This window comes from Paenibacillus taihuensis (assembly GCF_003386535.1).
In the GTDB taxonomy this organism is placed as follows: domain Bacteria; phylum Bacillota; class Bacilli; order Paenibacillales; family Paenibacillaceae; genus Paenibacillus_Z; species Paenibacillus_Z taihuensis.
On record NZ_QTTN01000011.1, the window covers coordinates 120,870 to 138,915 of the forward strand.

Genomic DNA, 18,046 nt, shown 5'->3' on the forward strand with positions numbered 1-18,046 from the left:
GTAAAAAGACCGTTCGACATCAATGCTCCAATCCCTCTAATCGGATCGGATTATTCACTGAAATTCACTAGTTAACGAAGAGCGGTTGAGAAAAGGCCGCATATCCGCCCTCCAGATAAGCAGCAATTCGCACATAGCCTTCATCGCCTTGGCACTCGTAAACGGCTTGACTAATGCGGCCTGTTACTTCCTTGAGCACCTTGCCATCTCGACCGAAGAAAGTAACATACTTGTACATCTTATCGAGCAGCTCATTCGAGCGAAGATCAACTACAATCGTGCTGCCCTCTGCCTGGATACGGTCAAAGCCATAGCCAGTCGAAACATAGAAGTCGCCCTGCTTAATGGAGGCAAGAATCGCTTCTTTCGTATTTTCCTCCGCCTGAACTACATTCCAAGCCCGCTTCTCCTGCCCATACACATGCGAGTCATCGTTGCCGAAACCCCACACCTTCCGCCCTGCGGATAGCAGCGCATCCCATTTGTCGAAGGCAATATCGTACTCCGGATTGCCGTCGCCATTGTAGACTTCAATCCCGATGCAGCGCTCCATCCGCATCATGTCTTCCATCTTCCAGAACTGCGAGAAGAAGCGGTTCGGGTGAACAAGCACCGAGAAGCCCCCGTTATCGATAGTCATATCCGCAAGCCGCTGATAGTTCTCAATCGTAAATGCATTGCTGTACCCATCCAGCAGCGACCCCGGGGGATTCACAAGCAGCATGTGCGTTTGCGGACTACTGACTTCGATCGCTTCGAATACGTTCTTAATCTGCCGCTCGCCCTCATGCTTCGTTATGATATCGTGATCGGAAATGCCCAGAAAATCATAGCCGGCATACATCTTGTACACGGTTTCGAGCGGGAACCAGCCGTCGCTGTTCGTCGTATGATTGTGGAAGCTCCCCTTCCACCATTGCCCCTTATTCGAGTAACCATTCTCAATGCGCATGCGTAAGCCCATCCCCTCGTGCTATTCTTTCATCGAACCGATCATAACGCCTTTGGCAAAATAACGCTGAACAAACGGATAAATGATAATAATCGGAACCACGACGACAATGATGGTCGCCATCTTAAGCGAGTTTCCGGTGATTTGGATTTTATCCAGCAGCTGATACCTGGTCGAACCTGCAGCCTGATTCAAGGTGTCGCGCATCGCTTCGGCGCTTGTCAGCATTTCCTGAAGCAGCGTGGACATCGGGCGAAGGCTTGCCTTGCGAACGAAGAACGCGCCGGTGAACCAATCGTTCCAATGGCCGACGGCCGTGAACAATCCGATAACCGCAATGACAGGTCGGCTGAGCGGCATAATGACCCGCATGAAAATCGACAAATCATTATAGCCGTCGATTCTAGCCGACTCTTCCAAGCTCGGGTGAATCTGCTGAAAGAATGTTCGGAAGATGATCAAGTTCCATGCGCTGTATAAACTCGGGATGATATAAACCCAGATTGTATTGGTCAAGTGAAGATTGGACAGCAGCATATAGAAGGGGATCGTCCCGCCGCCAAACAGCATCGTAAAGAAAATAATCATCATAAAGAACTTTCCGCCAGGAAGCGTCTTGCTCTTCAGTGCATATGCGGCCATCGCCGTCAGCAGGACGCTCGAAATCGTGCCTACAATGGTACGGAATAACGAAACTCCGAACGCTGTAGCGATATTGGAAGCTTCGAACACTTTCTTGAAGTTCTCCATCGTCCACATACGAGGCAAGAAATAGATTCCGCCTCTCTCCGCATCCTTGCCGGGATTGAACGCCAATGCGAATATATTGAGAAATGGAAGAATAACCGATAGGCATAGAAACGTGATAATGATGATGTTTACAACTCGAAAGATTCGTTCGCCCGCGCTTAACTTATAAAAATCATTCACCGCGTAATCCCTCCATTGACGAGCAATATGGATCCGGAATAGAACGGCGGCTTCATCCGGAATGCGGACGAAACCGCCTGACTCTATTCATTCTAAGGGCGTATGGATTGTTATAGCTTCACTTTCGTCTTCGGATCCGCATTCTTGTCTTTCAGCATCTTCAAGTAGTCGTCGAGGCCTGCAGCCTTCAGCTGTTTCAATGCGCTATCGAGGATTTTCTTCGCTTGATCCAAGTCTTTCGCATAGTAAGCTTGAACTAAGCTGTCATTATAATTGTCCATCGCTGTCTTCAAATCAGTGCCGCTTGCAAACTCTCCAAGGAAAGCGGTCGGCTGATAGGCGTCAACGACAAGGGCATCCTTGTTTTTCTGATCAAGGCCGTAGTATTCGGCAATTTTCTCAACCGCCGGGAACTGATTCGCATTGGCATTATCGCCGTAATTCGCTTCACCGAAGTCCGCCAGATTATCGTTGTCCGTGCTACCGAGAATATCGCCCCAGTTGTTGCCTACGCCTGCGAATCCAAGCGCCTTCGCCGCGTTCGGATCTTTGGCCTTCAAGTCAAGAACCTCCTGCTTCACAACAGGGTTGCCTTTGGCATCAAGCGTGTAATCGCGGCCTTCGATGCCGTATTTCCACAGCAGCTTGCCTTGACGGCTTGCGAGCCAATCCGCAAACTTCACGATATCCTCTGGATTCTTGGTCGTTGAAGGAATTGCCCATGCGGAGTAACCGGTTTTGAAGTCCAGTACCTTCTGGTTAGAACCGTCCACTTTGTTAATCGGACCAATCGGCTCATAACGCAGGCTCTGTTCGAAGTCCTGATAGCTGTGCATATCCGCAACAATACCCCACGAACCGTTAATCGCGCCTTCTGTCGCCCGGCTCTCATCCATCGTGAAGAACTCCGGATGGAGCAGCTTTTCTTTCAGAAGCTTCTGGACGTACTCAACCTTCTTGATTGCGTAATCCGTCTCTGCTTCGTGCAGAATGTTGCCGTCCTTATCTGCTTTGATGCGCTGGTCTGTTGCTCCCCACTCCAAATCGTCGAAGAGCGCTCCAACCTCTTGCCCGCCCCAGTAACGAGGTCCGATCGGCGTTACAGGCGCGCCGTTATCGTCTTTAAAGTTACCTGCCTTAATCTTCTTCGCTAGATCGTACAATTGGTCGGTGGTCGTAATCGTACGCGGATCCACTCCGAGCGCATCTGCGATGTCTTTACGGATGTACGGCCCGCCGACACCTCTCCATGTTACTTGGCCGCCATTACGGTCGATGTTCATATGCGTGAAGTAGGCCGATCCGTTAAACTCCGGCCGGAACATAACGCCGTACTGCGTATCTGCCGGAAGGAAGCCGTCCTGCAAATATTTGCTGAACACTTTCGTATCTTTATAGAGCGGAGCTAAATCCGTGAACATTCCCTCGCGCGCTGCCTTAAGAACGACAGGCATCTCAGGACGTCCGCTGTTGTTCAAATAAAAGGCGACGAAATCAGGAAGGTCGCCCGCCGCAAGGCCGGCAATCAGACCGTCGATGGAGTGGTCCGCCTTCATCAGCTCGATCTCAAAATCAATGCCTGTTTCCTTCTTGATTTCAGCTTTGATATCTGGGTTCATATCCTCGGTATAATCATCTGAATCCATGAAAATAAGACCTTTGAGCTTGCGGTCAGCGATCCATGAAGCCGGTTTGCCGTCAGTGGAGTTTGAAGCGGTAGCATTTGTAGCAGCTGCATTGTTGGTTGTCGCATTCTTACTGTTCGAACCTTCATCCTTGCTCGCATCGTTCGTGCTGTTGTTGCCTGCGCAGCCGGACAATAGCATAGAAACCATGACAGGAAGAGTCAGAACCTTTAACCATTTTCTGCTCATGCGTTTTACCCCTTTTGATCAATTTTTATGAATACGCCAATGACGTCTCCACCTTGATTAATGACTTCATAGATATGGTATCGTTACCAGAGTGACGTGTCTGAAACCTTGCGCGAGACCCGATTAGCGATGACGACAAGAACCAATCCAATTAACCCCTGAAGCAAACCGACGGCTGTTGCATAGCCGTATTGACCCCCTTGCAGACCGACGCGGATAATATATGTATCTAGTATATCGGAGAGCTGCATATTACCCGGGGTACGGAGCAGGTAAAGCTGGTCGAATCCGGCAGACAAAATATTGCCAAGCGAGAGAATGAACAAAATCACGACGGTCGGCATAATCGAGGGGAGCGTAATGCTGCAAATTTCTCTTAATTTGCTTGCCCCATCAATCTTGGCTGCTTCGTACATATCAGGATTGACGCCTGCTATCGCGGCCATATAAATGATGGAATCCCAGCCAAGAGACTTCCACATATGGCTGCCGAACATGATTTGATAGAAGTATTTCGGGTCCATCATGTAGAACGTGCTGCCATCGCCGCCCATACTGGAGAAGAATTCGTTCAGCAGCCCCGTATCGGGCGCCAGCAGTCGCTGTACCAAACCAATGACAACAACCCAAGACAAGAAATGAGGCAAATACAGGATGCTCTGCGAAATGTTCTTGAACCACTTGTTTCGGACCTCATTGAACATTAACGCAAGCAAGATGGGGAAAGGCAAGTACAAGAAGAGTTTCATGCTGCTAATAATGAGCGTGTTCACGATTAGTTGCTTGCTCTGATAGGAGTTGAAGAACTGCTTGAAATAATCGAAACCAACCCACGGGCTGTGGAGAAGACCTTTGTTGAACTTATACTCTTTGAACGCGAGCAGCAGTCCCCCCATCGGAATATAGTTGAAAATGATGAAAAACGCGAGGCATGGGAGCAGCATGAAGTACAAGTAACGGTGCAGTACAATTGTTCTCCATAAGGTTGTTCTTGGCTTTCTCGGCTTCGCCCCCGGAGTAGTCGCCGACACATGTGATGACATAGGCTCAACAATCACCTTCTTCTCTCATCTAATAAATTCTTTGCGAGATGCTCCAATCTGGTAACGTTTCCAGAATGCTCGAAAAAAAATATTCTATGCTGCTGAGAAACCGACTAAGAAAGCGTTACCATATGACAATTATAACAACTTTACATGAATATGGCTAGAGCTTAAATCGAACTTTACAAAGATTTATCATGACATGATTCGCTTGATCTCCGGCTCCAGCTTCAGCAAGTGTTCCAGGCTTATTGCCAAGCTATCAAGGGGACTTCCTGGACAGTAGTCCTGTTCTACCGCGTACCATTCAACGCCGCTTTGCTCCCCCCACGCAATAATGGGAGCGAAATCGATGATGCCCGTACCGATTTCGGCAAAATATTGGCGATCGTCCTTCGTCATGTCCTTCAAATGCATGATCGGCATGCGTCCGGCATACTGCCGCATATAGGCAAGGGGATCGAGACCCGCTTTCTTGACCCAATAGGTATCGATTTCTGCGTAAACCGGATTAGCCGGGTCCAGCTCCAGCACATAATCCAGCGCGTATTGGTCTTCCAGCGTGGTATGGAATTCGAAATCATGATTGTGGTAACCTGCCCGAAGACCCAGCGCCGCAACCTTGCTCGCCACTTCTCGCAAATCGCTTCGAACACTCTTGTATCCTGCCGGATTCATCAGTTCATCGGGCAGCGAATGACAGATGAAGTCCTTCGTCTTGAACAGGCGAGCTTCCTCGATCACGGCTGGCAGATCATGCTTCATCCGCTCGAGGCCGACATGCATGCCGGCAATCCGGAGGCCTAGCTCATCCAATACGGAGGCGATTTCGCGCGGATCATTGCCGTGCAGGCCATCGATCTGGACGGCGCTCCAGCCCATCCGCTTCACTTCCCGAAGGGTACCCGGGAAATCCTTCTTCAACTCATTTCGCAGCGTATACAGCTGCGCCGCTAATTTCTCTCTCATGCACTCAGCTCCTCGCGTTTTAGATCAAGCCACTCCAGTTCCTGCGCAGTCAATTCGATTCCCATCGCTTCCACGGAATCCATCAACTCCCCTTCCGTCCGCGGCCCGATGATCGCCCCTGTCGGGAAGGAACGGTTCAGCACGAAGGATAACGCAATTTGCATCGCGGATACTCCTTTGCGCGCGGCAAGCGCTCGTGCCCTCTCGTAACGCCGCCAATTGTCTTCGTTGTAGTAGACGCGCACCATGTCCGCATTCGAACGATCTTCCGGCGAGAACAGTCCAGTGAAGAAGCCGCCTGCCTGCGCCGACCAAGAAAGAAGGGGGAGCCCATTACTCTCATGCCATTGGCAGGTAGCCACATCCGCGGATTCGCAGCCGACCCATCTCGGCTCATTCGCCGTCGCTAGCGCGAGATTCGTACTGCTGAACATGAAGCCTTTGAGGCCATTTGCACGGGCATAATCGTTCGCTTCCTGAATGCGCAAGTACGTCCAGTTCGAAGCGCCGATCGCCCGTACACGTCCCTCTGCCAAGTGTCGGTTCAGCTCTTCCATGATCGGCCCTACCGGCGTGCCCGGCTCATCGCGGTGAAGCGCATATAAATCGATGTAATCGGTCTGCAGCCGCTCCAAGCTTTCGTACAAATCCTTGCGGATCGCTTCCGCATTTACCCGCGCTCCGGGACTGCCGTCATCGTGGTGCGCTCCCTTCGTCATGATGACCATCCGGCTGCGGTTCCCTCGTGCCGCCATCCACTCGCCAATCGTCAGTTCGGCTCGGCGGTATTGATGCGCCGTATCAATCGTCGTTCCCCCGGCGGCAGCGAAAACATCAAGCATCTCCATGCCGTTGAACTTGCTGATATCGCCGGTCCCCATCAGAAGACGAGACAGGGTAACGCCGTTTATCGTTAGATGTTCCATTGTTCTTGCCTCCCATCGTTTCTGGTATCGCTACCATAAAACCATAAACCGTAACTAGTTCAACGTAACAAAGCTCCGAGCGGACTCGGCCGTCTAAACTTAATTAGAACGGCCGGCCGGCTGACTTGTCGATTGCCGCACAATCAGAGCTGGTTCCAGCACGATCCGCTGCTTCGATGCACCTGTTTGCTTTGGCGGCTCTGCTTCATATTTGCCTAGGATCAGGTCGACGGCAAGCTGTCCGAGCTTGTCAGTCGGCTGAGCAATTGTCGTCAGCGCAGGGTCGGTTACCGATGCAAGGATAGTGTTGTCAAAGCCGACAACGGAAACGTCCTCCGGTACCCGAAGTCCGAGCTCCTTCGCTCCTTGAAGCGCGCCGATCGCGAGCAGGTCGTTGCAGCAGAACAGCGCCGTTGGCCGCTCAGCGGAATCCAGAAGCGCGGCTGCATTGCGCTTGCCGTCTTTCACCAGGTCGCGCTCGCTCGCACGTACTGCCTCTGGCGGCAGCTCCAGCCCTGCTGCGGCCAGCTCATCGCGGAAACCGCGAATCCGCTCCTGCGAGCTCGGAATCTTCGCGCTCTCCGCGAGTACCGCCATTCGCGTATGCCCGAGTTCGATGAGGTGGCGAGCCGCAAGCCGGCCGCCCTCGTAGTCGTTGATGACAACCGTCTCCACATCATAGCCTGACATCTCGCGGGCAATGGCTGCGATCGGCACCGACTTCGCGAGCAGCTTCTCCAGCATGTCTTTGCCGCCCATACCGGTTCCGATGATGATGCCATCCACGCTCTTCTGCTCCAGCAGCGACAAGTAGTTCTCGCCGCGTTCGTCGCGGTTGTCCGTGCTGCAGATGACAATGCTGTAACCATGAAGGCTGCCTTGATCCTCCACGGCACGTGCAATCTCGGCGAAGAAAGGATTGGAAATGTCGGGAACAAGCAAACCGAGCGTATAGGTTTTCTTGCCGGTTAACGCGGCTGCGATGACGCTCGGCTTGTAGTTCAGCTTCTCCATCACGCTGACAATTGCGGCACGACGCTCCTCACTTATTTTCCCTTTGCCGTTGATCACCTGCGATACTGCAGCTATAGATACACCGGCCTCACGAGCTACGTCGTAAATCGTCGCTTTCATCATCCATTCCTTCCTAGGCCGATCCTCCGAACGAGCGAATGCTTATTTCGCGCTCGGATTGACCATGATCCATTCATGATCCGGGTCGTTATGGAACTTCCACGTCCGAACCGGACCGGCCATTACATTCAAATAATAACAATTATACCCTGGCGGAGCGCACACCGGATGATAGCCCTCAGGGACGAGGACAGCCTGGCCGTCAGTCACGACGAGCGTCTCGTCAAGCGATCTGTCGTCGGTGTACACGCGCTGGATCGCAAAGCCTCTCTCTTGCTCGATCTTAAAATAATACGTTTCTTCCAGCAGCGATTCATCCGGCAGCGCATTCCGGTCATGCTTATGCGGCGGATAGCTGGACCAATGTCCATTCGGCGTGAATACCTCTACAACGAGAAGGCTGTCCGCAGACTGCTGCTCAGGCAGCACATTGTGAATCTGACGCTCAATATTGCCGTAGCCGCGCGTTTCGCGCCCTACTTCCTCCGGATTAATGAGCCGCGCTTCATGATTGCCGAAGCCCGGTGCCGTGCATATCGCGGCTTCTAGCTCCGTCAATGCTTCGAGCTCGAACTCTTCGCCGTTCGGGACGTACACCGAGAAAGGCCGCGTGCGCTCGAACACGCTCATCCGGCTGCCGATCTCGCGCCATGCCTTCTTCCGCGTCTTCACGTCCGCTTTGCCGCTTAACAGCACGATGCATGCTTCGCGGTCTCCCGTAACGCGCCTGATCGACTCGCCGGCCGCAAGCCGAACCACTTCGAAGCCTACGTATTGCCAGCCCGCCGATTCCGGCGTAATGGCAAGCAACCGACCTTGATCGTCCGGCTGTTCCGCCGGTTTAACGATTAATTTCGACATATCCGCTCATGCATCCTTTCCATTATGCGAAATGCAAGTGCTGCTCCGCAAGCTGCACCGCTTCATCTGTTCTCACTGGCCGCTGCAGCACGAGCGACAGCTTCGCCGCAAGCGCAGCCCGCTCCGCCGAGAGTCCGTCGATTCCGCTGACCGGAACCGGCTTGTCATGCACGATGCAGTCGATAAACATGCGCGTCTCCTCTTCATAAGCCGCTTGATACCGCTCTAAGAAGAAGTGCAGCGGCTTGTCGCGATACACCGCCTCGGCCGTGCTGATCTCCGCGGTATTCGGGTAATCGTTCGTAACCGCAATCAAGCCTTTGGAACCGAACACTTCGACCCGCTGATCGTAGCCGTACACCGCTTGCCGGCTGTTATCGATGACGCCGATCGCGCCATTCGCGAACTTCAGCGACACAACTGCTGTATCCACATCGCCGTATTCGGCAAAGGCCGGGTCGATGAGCACGGCGCCTTGCGCATAGACCTCTACGATATCACTGCCGGACACGAAGCGTGCCATGTCGAAATCGTGGATCATCATGTCCATGAACATGCCGCCGGACACGCGAATGTAGTCTTTGTGAGGCGGATTCGGATCGCGCGAGGTGATCTTCACGATATGCGGCGTGCCGATTGTGCCGTCGCGGACATGCCCTTCTATTCGCTTGAAATTATGGTCAAACCGGCGGTTAAATCCGATTTGCAGCTTCACGCCGACTTCCTCAGCCGTTCTCGTCGCTTCCATCGTCTGCTTGATGTCCATGCTGACGGGCTTCTCGCAGAAAATATGCTTCCCCGACGCAGCCGCCTGCTGAATAAGCGGCACATGCGTATCGGTAGAAGAGCAGATGAATACAGCGTCTATCTCCGGATTTGCGAGAAGCGCGCCGCTGTCCTTCGTTACGGCAGCAATTCCCCGCTCTGCCGCCCAAGCCTCGAGCTCAGCTCCGGCGAACAGGTCGCTGACTGCAACGACCTCGACCTGGGGCAGGCGGAGCAAGTTATCCGTGTGAATTTTGCCGATGCGGCCCGCTCCGATGATGCCGACTTTAACCTTTTGCATGCTATAGTTGCCCCCTCGTCATGAACCTTCTACCAACGTGCCGTCACCATTTTCTTGCGTGTGTAAAACTCAACGCCGTCTGCGCCATTGGCATGCAGATCGCCGTAGAACGACTTCTTCCAGCCAGAGAACGGGAAGAACGCCATCGGTGCCGGAACCCCAAGGTTAACGCCAAGCATCCCCGCGTCGATTGTCTCCCGGAATTGGCGGACGTTCGAACCGTTCTGCGTAAACAAGCAGGCACCATTGGCAAAGTCGGAACGATTGGCGAGCTCGATTGCATCCTCAAGCGACTCCGCACGAACGATGGACAGCACCGGCGCGAAGATTTCGTCCTCCCAAATTTTCATGCCGCCCTTCACTTCGTCAAAAATCGTCGGGCCTACAAAATAACCGTCACCGGAGCACGCAGCATCCTTCCGTCCGTCACGCACGAGCAATGCGCCTTCGCTCTCGCCGATATTGATATATTTGAGCGTACGCTCTTTGTGGGCTCCGCGAATAACAGGGCCGAGGAACACGCCTTCTTCTAAACCGTTGCCGATCGTAAGGCGGTCAGCCGCTTCAATCAGTCTGTTCACCAACGTATCGCCGACTTCGCCGACAGCCACAACGACGGAGCACGCCATGCAGCGCTCGCCCGCAGAACCAAAGGAAGCGCTAATAATTTCCTTGACGGTCAGATCGAGATCAGCATCCGGCATGACAATCGAGTGATTCTTCGCGCCAGCCAGCGCTTGAACGCGCTTGCCATGTGCGGAGGCGGTTTTGTACACATATTCGGCTACAGGCTGCGAGCCGACAAAGGACACAGCAGCGATGCCTTTATGCTCCAAAATCCCGTTCACGACATCATGCGCGCCATGCACAATATTGAGCACACCGCTCGGCAGACCTGCTTCATGGAACAGCTCGGCGAGGCGGTTCGCAAGCAGCGGCGTACGCTCGGACGGCTTCAGAACAAAGGCATTGCCGCAAGCAATAGCAAGCGGGAACATCCAGCAAGGCACCATCATCGGGAAATTGAACGGCGTGATGCCTGCAACGACACCAACCGGATAGCGGTACATGCCAGATTCCAAATTCGATGCGATATCCGGCAGCTGCTTGCCCATCATCAGCGTCGGCGCCCCCGCAGCAAACTCAACGCACTCAATGCCGCGCTGCACTTCGCCGTAAGCTTCGGTGTAGCTTTTGCCATTCTCGAGCGTTACGAGTCTTGCGAGCGACTCCCAGTTCTCGATCAGCAGCTGCTGGTATTTGAACAGCACGCGTGCCCTGCGCGGAACCGGCGTTCGGCCCCACACAGCCGCCGCCTCCTTCGCAGCGTTCACAGCAGCGTCGACGTCTTCGCGCGTCGAGAGCGGAACCTGCGCCAGCACTTCCTCCGTCGCAGGATTGTAGACATTCTCATAGCTGGATGCGCCCGAAACGACCCATTGCCCGCCGATCCAATTTTGCAGCACTTGCGGTTGCGTTTGAGATTGCGAGTCCGTATGCGTATTTGTCATGCTTGATTGCCCCTTCCTAATCAGCTTAATTCGCCGTTATGAGACCGTTGTTGCAGTCCTCGATATATTGCAGCACTTGGCTCTCGGTCGGCATCGCGTCGGAGCAGCTATGGCTCGAAATAACGATACAAGCTGCCGCGCTGCCGAATTCCATGCATTGCTCAAGCGTCCAGCCGTGCATAATGCCGTGCAGGAACCCTGCCGCGTAGGAGTCGCCGGCTCCGAACGTCTTGATCACTTTCGCCGGGAAGCTCTTCGCCCGATGGCTCTTGCCGTCGGCCGAATATGCGATCGAGCCGTCCTTGCCGTGCTTAATGATGACGATCTTGGCATCATGCTGAAACCACTTGGCAGCTGTCACCTGATCGCTGTGCTCCGGATTCTGCTCGAACACTTCCATCATGTCGAACTCTTCCCGCGTGCCGAGAATGATATCGCACTGCGCCGCAGCGAGATTGTAGTAAACGGCCGTTTCTTCCTTCGACGTCCATGTATAAGGGCGGTAATCCAGATCAAAGGCAATGACAGTGCCGTGCTTCTTCGCATACTGCAGCGCCTGAAACACAGCTTCTCTAGAAGGACTCTTCGCGAGTGCCGTTCCTGAGATTAGGAGCATCTTCGAGCTAGCGATGAGTTCCTCATCCACCTCACTGGCCTTAAGCAGCAAGTCCGCGACATTGTCCCGGTACATCAAGATGCTGCACTCCGCGGGGCTCTTAATTTCGGTAAAAGCCAGCCCCGTTACCGCACCTGTGCTGTCCGTAACGACATTCGACGTATCGATGCCGCATCGTTCCAAGTAGCTGTGAATGAAGCGTCCCATCTGATCATTTGCGATTTTGCCGATAAAAGCAGTCTTACGGGAGAGCCGGGACATGCCAATCGCAATGTTAGCCGGAGAACCGCCTACATATTTCGTGAACGTCATCGTCTCTTCCATTGGTCGGTTAATCTCGTTGGCATTAAGGTCGATGCAGAGCCTTCCAATCGCTGTAAAATCAACCGGTTTCTCCTGTGAAAAGGTTACGTATGTCGCCATTAATCAACGCTCCCCTTCCTCGGCAATGAGGGAATCCAGATAGCGCAGCGCTTTGCTTGCATACTCATAAGCCGGATGAAGGCTCGGATCCTGCTCGCCTTCGAGCAGCGCCCATCCCGTATAATTACGTGTCACAAGCTCATTCATAATCGGGGCAAAATCAATGCAGCCATCGCCTGGAACCGTGAACACGCCGTTACGGATACACGTGATGAAGTCGGCCTGCTCCTCCCGCGCTCTGTCGAGTGCTGCCTGACGTACATCCTTCAAATGTACGTATGCAATGCGGTCGTAATGCTTTTGCAGCACTTCGAGCGGATCAGCACCGCCATAGTAGGCGTGGCCTGTATCGAATAACAGGTAAACGAGCTCCGGATCGGTGAGTTCCATCAGTTTATCGATTTCCTCCGGACGCTCAACGACCGTTCCGCCGTGATGATGGTACGTGAGCTTCAGCCCGTATTCCTTGGCGATTGCTCCTGCCGCATTCAATCCTTGAGCCAATGCCGCCCACTGCTCCTCATTCAGACGCTGCACCTCGCGAGGCGATTGCCGGGGATCGAAGTGAAGCGAGCCGCCTGCTTCGCAGGTGCTGATGACGGTGCTGCCCATCTCCTGAAGAAACTTGGCATGCGCTCTGTAAGCTTCCAGCTCTGCCTCATGATAAGACGGATCCGAGAACAGAACGGACTTCCACTGCGACGTCAAGCCGATGCCGCGGCGTTCCAGCTCTTGCTTCAATACCTCCGTGTCGGCAGGGAATTTGCGCCCCATCTCCGTACCGGCGAGACCGAGCGCCGCAATCTCATCGACGATTTGCTCGAACGTCGTCTCGTCACCATGTTCCTTCACATCCTCGCCGACCCAGTTAATCGGATGTATGCCAAGCCGAAATGGCAGTTTGCTCATTGTCGAATGTCTCCTCGTCTACAGTAGAGTGATGGAGCGGATCTTCTCATTCATCGTTTTTCCCGCCTTCACGACATTGGCGCTATTCGATACTTCGGGAACAGCGACGTTCCACCAGGATTCATAGCCGACGGTTCCCGTGCCCGGAACAACCGGAATTTCAATCAGCGTTGTCACCGTTTCACGCTTCGCCTGCTGCAGCGCTTCCCGCAGCTCTTCCGCGTTGCCCGCTTTGAAAGATTTGGCTCCGAGCGCTCTCGCATGTGCGGCAAAGTCAATCGGCAAATACCCGCCAGTCAACCGCCCCGTCTCTTCCGAGCGGAAACGGAATTCGTTGCCGAAGCCAGCGCTGCCTTGGCTCTTCTGCAAGCCATGAATACATTGGAAGCCGTGATTATCAAACAGCAGCACCGTTATTTTGCGCCCTTCCTGCAAGCTGGTGACAAGCTCCGAATGCAGCATCAGATAGCCGCCATCTCCGACGAGTGCATACACCTCTCGGTTCGGTTCCGCGAGGGCAACGCCGAACGCCCCTGCAATTTCATATCCCATGCACGAAAAGCCGTATTCCATGTGATAGGTCTTCGGTTCTGCCGGTCTCCATACGCGGTGCAAGTCGCCAGGCAGGCTGCCCGCAGCACAGACGATAACCGAACTTGGATCAATCGTTTCCGATATAACGCCGAGTGCGCGGGTTTGCGCAAGGCCAAGCTCATGCTCCGTCGCGAATAGGCGGTCCACTTCGCTGTCCCATTCTCGCTTCAGCTCAGCGATCGTGTTCGCGCTGTAACTGCTTGCGTACTGCAGGCCCGTAAGCGCGGAGTGCAGCGCATGCAGTCCTTCCTTCGCATCGGCGGTAATCGCAACACCGTTCAGCTTGGAGGAATCGAACGCGCTGACGTTTATATTGATGAACTGGACATCGGGATTCGTAAATGCCGATTTCGATGCCGTTGTGAAATCCGAGTATCGCGTGCCGATGCCGATAATAATGTCGGCTTCCTGCGCCAGCTTGTTCGCTGCAAGCGTACCTGTTACGCCAACGCCGCCGACATTTAGCGGATGGTTCCATGGCAGCACGCTCTTGCCTGCTTGCGTCTCTGCGACCGGGATGTGATACGCCTCGGCCAGAGCCGCCAGCTCGCGCGTCGCATCTGCATACAGCACGCCGCCGCCTGCAATAATCAGCGGCTTCTTCTTGTTCGAGAGCAGCGCTGCCGCGCGTTTGATCGCTTCAGGCGCCGGCGGACGGCGATCAATATAGTGAACCTTCCGCTCGAAGAACGAGAGTGGATAGTCATAAGCTTCTGCTTGCACATCCTGAGGGAGCGCCAGCGTAACGGCTCCCGTCTCAGCCGGATCCGTCAGCACCCGTATCGCTTGAACAGCAGCAGTCATGAGCTGTTCCGGTCTAACGATACGGTCCCAGAACTTGCTTACTGCCTTGAAAGGCTCGTTCGCCGAAACGCTGTAATCGCTTACAACCTCAAGCTGCTGAAGCACCGGATCCGGCTGCCTGCTGGCAAAATTATCGCCTGGAAGCAGCAGCACAGGAATCCGGTTCACCGTTGCGGTGGCAGCTGCCGTAATCATATTCAGTGCGCCGGGACCGATCGAAGAGGTGCACGCGTAGATTTGTCTGCGGTTCTTTTGTTTGGAGAAAGCAGCCGCGGCATGAACCATCCCCTGCTCATTCTTGCCTTGCACATAGACGAGCTCGCCCGCCGCATGTTCAAGCGCTTCCCCGATCCCCGTCACGTTGCCATGACCGAATATGCCCATGACCCCTTTGACAAACTTAATTTCTTCACCGTCTACCGCTATGTACTGCTGGTCCAAAAACTTCAACAGCGCCTGCGCCATCGTTAACCGAATCGTGCTCATGAATGCTCTGTTCCTCCTATTCATTTATAAGGTTAAGCGCTTTACCCGAGCTTATAAAAAGAGCGCCAATCACCACAATTCAGTTGCAGATTAAGCGCTTAATCTCATCATACCGATTTGGGCTGCCGCCTACAAGTAGCTTTTGAACATTTTGGAAAATAAATTGGACCGTCCCTATCATCTACATGATGATTGCTGCGGGACGGTCCTTTGCCGGCTATCCGCTATCCAGTAGAGAGCAGGTCGCGTGTCTCGGTGCGCGACGATGACGTCCATCCCGTAGAGAGACGTCCCCCCGCTGCCACTGCCACCGCCGCTACCGCGACCAGAATTTCGGTTCCACACGCTTTAATCGGCCTGCCTCACCCGTTTGTTTCAAACGAGCAGGCGCCCACATCCGTCCGAGGCCTCTTAATTGGCACGACAGATGAACCTTATTCAAACATGCTTATTAACCTGGAAAAAGAATCGATAGCATCTTTTCGATCCGGCTGCTGTACGTATGTTCGGTCATCGTCCGGTGCATGCTTTTCATGGCGATTGCTCTTCTCTCATCTTCGTGCGTCAGATAGTACCCAATCTTTTCCACCATCTCTTGCGGGGACTCGTAGGTGACAATATCGACGCCAGGGGTATAAAAGGAAACAAGATCGCTGCGTATATCCGTCAGCTGGAGCGTGGCACACCCTGATATTTCAAAGGTACGCGGATTCGGCGATACCGCCGTAATGCCTGCGCTATTGTTGTTGAATGTCTCGTCGTCAGTAGCGCGATGCATGTTGATGACGATTTTGGCGCCATTGTACATGTTCGCTGTCTCCTCCGGACCCATCCAGCGGCCGAGCCCGATCCTGCTCTGCATCAGCTTGAAATCACGCAGCCGCTCCCACCAAATGCCGGAAATATGCGTGTCCTTCGTCGCCAAGTACCTCGTCACCTGATTGAAGAACTCGACCCGATTCCAATAGGCGGAGCCAATGAAACAGATGTCGTGGCGCTGCGAGCGAAGCGGATTGCGCGGCCTGAAATGGACCGGATCGGCGCCAAGCGGCAAGTAGTGCACGCTCGGGCAACCGAGCTGGCGGTAGTAATCGACGCATACGAGCTCCAGCGTGAAGACCTCGTCGAAGAAAGGCGCGATACCCTTCGTAATATCCGTATAATACGGGTCATCCGTGAACCAGATCGCGGTCCGAATGCCAGCCTGGCGCATCCGCTCGGCATGGATGACGTTGAACTGCAAGCCGTCCAGCACGATGACGATATCCGGCCGGATCCGCAAAGCGATATCGGCGACAGGCTGCTGCGAATCGGTAATCGTCAGCTCGGTCACTTGTCCGCGCAGCGCATTCGCAACTGACTCATCGATTGGGGAATAGGGAAAGCCTTTCCCTGTCGCCACGAACATGACATGCGCCTGCTTGAGGCCGTAGGGGCGGATCGTACGCTGCAGCACCGACTCGCACTGTCCAAACCAATGGCCATGCTGCCAACCGACCCTGAACCCGTCCGCTCTTCCTCTGGATACAGCCGGGAACTTGACCAGCTTGCGTCCGCGGCTGTTTCGTTTGCGCGGCGATTTCCTCATTACAGACACTCCTCTCGTCCTTCCCGCACTTATGCTTACATTAGCCCGCACTACCATTTCAACACCTCGGCAACCGTATGGATTCGCTGCACGAAGGAGTGCTCGGTAAGCGTACGCTTCAAGCCGCGCATGGCAATTTGGCGGCGCTGCTCTTCATGGGTTAAATAATAGTTCAGCTTGGCTACCAGCTCTTCAGGCGAATTGAACGTTTCAAGCTCGATTCCCGGGAGAAAATAACACGGCAGATCTTCACGCTGATCCGTAAGCTGAAGCGTGCCGCATGCGGCGATCTCGAACGTGCGCGGATTAATGGAGCGTCCAGGCAAATTCAACGTGTTCTTGTTGTCCTTGCCCGCCTCTGTCGTGCGGTGCATATTGATGACGATCTTCGCTCCGTTGTAATAGCGGATCGATTCTTCCACCGGCAGCCAGCCGTGGCGGATGAACGGCTTCATCTGTTTATAGCTGCGCAGCCGATCCCACAAACCGCCGGCGATAAATACTTTGCGCCCCTTCAGGTATGGCGCAATCGCGTCGAACAGCTCCACTCGGTTCCAGAAAGCTTGCCCGATAAAACAAATATCGCTGCGGTACTTGGCCTCCACCTTCATCGGCTTGAACCACCCCGGATGAACGGCAAGCGGCATGTAGATCACTTCTTGGCAGCCAAGCTCCCGGTACAGATCAACCGTGCTCAGCTCATGGGTCAGCACGACTTCATAGCGCGGCGCGATGTGTATCGTATCGGCAGTCACATACGGATCGTCGGCAAACCAAATCGCCGTCCGGACCCCCATCGCACGCACAGCGTCAACCTGCTCTAAATGATTGCTTGGAAACACATGCAGCCCGTTCAGCACCAGCATCCAATCCGGACGGATGAACGAAGCCTGCTCCGCCATTATCGTCGGATCAGCCACATGCACCTCGCGCACCGTCTGCCTGAGCGCCTCGACAATCCCCTGATCAATCGCCTCAAAGCCTTGCGGGATGTAAAGGACGCACAAATTCAGCTTCTTCGGCGCCGGAAGCTGGATGTGCTGGCAGATCGAATCGCAGGCGCCATCCCTTTGGCCGCTCGCATACCCCGCCGCGAATCCTGCCCTTGCCGCTTTGGCAATTCCGTTTCGCTTTAAACGCACTCACGCACACCTGCCCCATTATGTTCTGCACCATATATATGCGAGTGACAGGCAAGGCTCTTGGTCACTTGTCCGCGTAAGCGTTCAAAATTGGCGTTTGACCCTGACCTAACGCAGCTTCAAAAAAAAGTAGTATAAATCTGGGATTACAGTCACATATTAAAAGAGGTTAGGCAAGCGTAAGAGGATCGGCTCCCGTGCGAAATGCTGATGCGGAG

The 18,046-nt window shown here is 54.0% G+C and carries 15 protein-coding genes; all 15 read right to left on the bottom strand.

Annotation, left to right across the window (positions count from 1 at the left end; translation table 11 throughout):
- Positions 1–67: 67 nt before the first annotated feature.
- The 15 genes from A8990_RS11755 to A8990_RS11825 all read right to left on the bottom strand — a co-directional run bounded on the left by A8990_RS11755 (position 68) and on the right by A8990_RS11825 (position 17,828).
- A complete protein-coding gene (locus A8990_RS11755) occupies positions 68–952 on the bottom strand; it encodes a CehA/McbA family metallohydrolase domain-containing protein (protein ID WP_116189222.1) in 885 nt (294 codons plus the stop codon).
- A gap of 21 nt (positions 953–973) precedes the next feature.
- Complete coding sequence (locus A8990_RS11760; protein ID WP_116189223.1) at positions 974–1,882, bottom strand: carbohydrate ABC transporter permease; 909 nt, start codon at positions 1,880–1,882, stop codon at positions 974–976.
- Positions 1,883–1,992: 110 nt separating this feature from the next.
- Positions 1,993–3,756 (bottom strand): type 2 periplasmic-binding domain-containing protein, encoded by a 1,764-nt coding sequence (locus A8990_RS11765; protein WP_116189224.1) that lies wholly within the window; start codon positions 3,754–3,756, stop codon positions 1,993–1,995.
- A gap of 83 nt (positions 3,757–3,839) precedes the next feature.
- A complete protein-coding gene (locus A8990_RS11770) occupies positions 3,840–4,799 on the bottom strand; it encodes an ABC transporter permease (RefSeq protein WP_116189225.1) in 960 nt (319 codons plus the stop codon).
- 195 nt (positions 4,800–4,994) lie between these two features.
- Positions 4,995–5,768, bottom strand: a complete 774-nt coding sequence (locus A8990_RS11775) for a sugar phosphate isomerase/epimerase family protein (RefSeq protein WP_116189226.1) — start codon at positions 5,766–5,768, stop codon at positions 4,995–4,997.
- The gene (locus A8990_RS11780; RefSeq protein WP_116189227.1) at positions 5,765–6,694 is read right to left on the bottom strand and encodes an aldo/keto reductase; all 930 of its coding nucleotides are present in this window, start codon (positions 6,692–6,694) and stop codon (positions 5,765–5,767) included. Before A8990_RS11780 ends, A8990_RS11775 begins: the two co-directional genes overlap by 4 nt.
- Positions 6,695–6,793: 99 nt before the next feature.
- Positions 6,794–7,828: a LacI family DNA-binding transcriptional regulator gene (locus tag A8990_RS11785; RefSeq protein WP_116189264.1), complete on the bottom strand. Its 1,035-nt coding sequence runs from the start codon at positions 7,826–7,828 to the stop codon at positions 6,794–6,796.
- A 42-nt stretch (positions 7,829–7,870) separates the two neighbouring features.
- A complete protein-coding gene (gene iolB, locus A8990_RS11790) occupies positions 7,871–8,689 on the bottom strand; it encodes a 5-deoxy-glucuronate isomerase (RefSeq protein WP_116189228.1) in 819 nt (272 codons plus the stop codon).
- 22 nt (positions 8,690–8,711) lie between these two features.
- Positions 8,712–9,755, bottom strand: a complete 1,044-nt coding sequence (gene iolG / locus A8990_RS11795; protein WP_116189229.1) for an inositol 2-dehydrogenase — start codon at positions 9,753–9,755, stop codon at positions 8,712–8,714.
- Between the two features lie 29 nt (positions 9,756–9,784).
- Positions 9,785–11,266 carry a CoA-acylating methylmalonate-semialdehyde dehydrogenase gene (locus A8990_RS11800; RefSeq protein ID WP_116189230.1) on the bottom strand — a complete coding sequence of 494 codons (1,482 nt, stop codon included), beginning with the start codon at positions 11,264–11,266 and terminating at the stop codon, positions 9,785–9,787.
- 25 nt (positions 11,267–11,291) lie between these two features.
- The gene (iolC, locus tag A8990_RS11805) at positions 11,292–12,305 is read right to left on the bottom strand and encodes a 5-dehydro-2-deoxygluconokinase (protein WP_116189231.1); all 1,014 of its coding nucleotides are present in this window, start codon (positions 12,303–12,305) and stop codon (positions 11,292–11,294) included.
- A gap of 3 nt (positions 12,306–12,308) precedes the next feature.
- Positions 12,309–13,214, bottom strand: a complete 906-nt coding sequence (iolE, locus tag A8990_RS11810; protein WP_116189232.1) for a myo-inosose-2 dehydratase — start codon at positions 13,212–13,214, stop codon at positions 12,309–12,311.
- Between the two features lie 18 nt (positions 13,215–13,232).
- A complete protein-coding gene (iolD, locus tag A8990_RS11815; protein WP_116189233.1) occupies positions 13,233–15,098 on the bottom strand; it encodes a 3D-(3,5/4)-trihydroxycyclohexane-1,2-dione acylhydrolase (decyclizing) in 1,866 nt (621 codons plus the stop codon).
- A 451-nt stretch (positions 15,099–15,549) separates the two neighbouring features.
- Positions 15,550–16,686, bottom strand: a complete 1,137-nt coding sequence (locus A8990_RS11820; protein WP_116189234.1) for a CgeB family protein — start codon at positions 16,684–16,686, stop codon at positions 15,550–15,552.
- Between the two features lie 50 nt (positions 16,687–16,736).
- The gene (locus A8990_RS11825) at positions 16,737–17,828 is read right to left on the bottom strand and encodes a CgeB family protein (RefSeq protein ID WP_116189235.1); all 1,092 of its coding nucleotides are present in this window, start codon (positions 17,826–17,828) and stop codon (positions 16,737–16,739) included.
- Positions 17,829–18,046 lie beyond the last annotated feature (218 nt).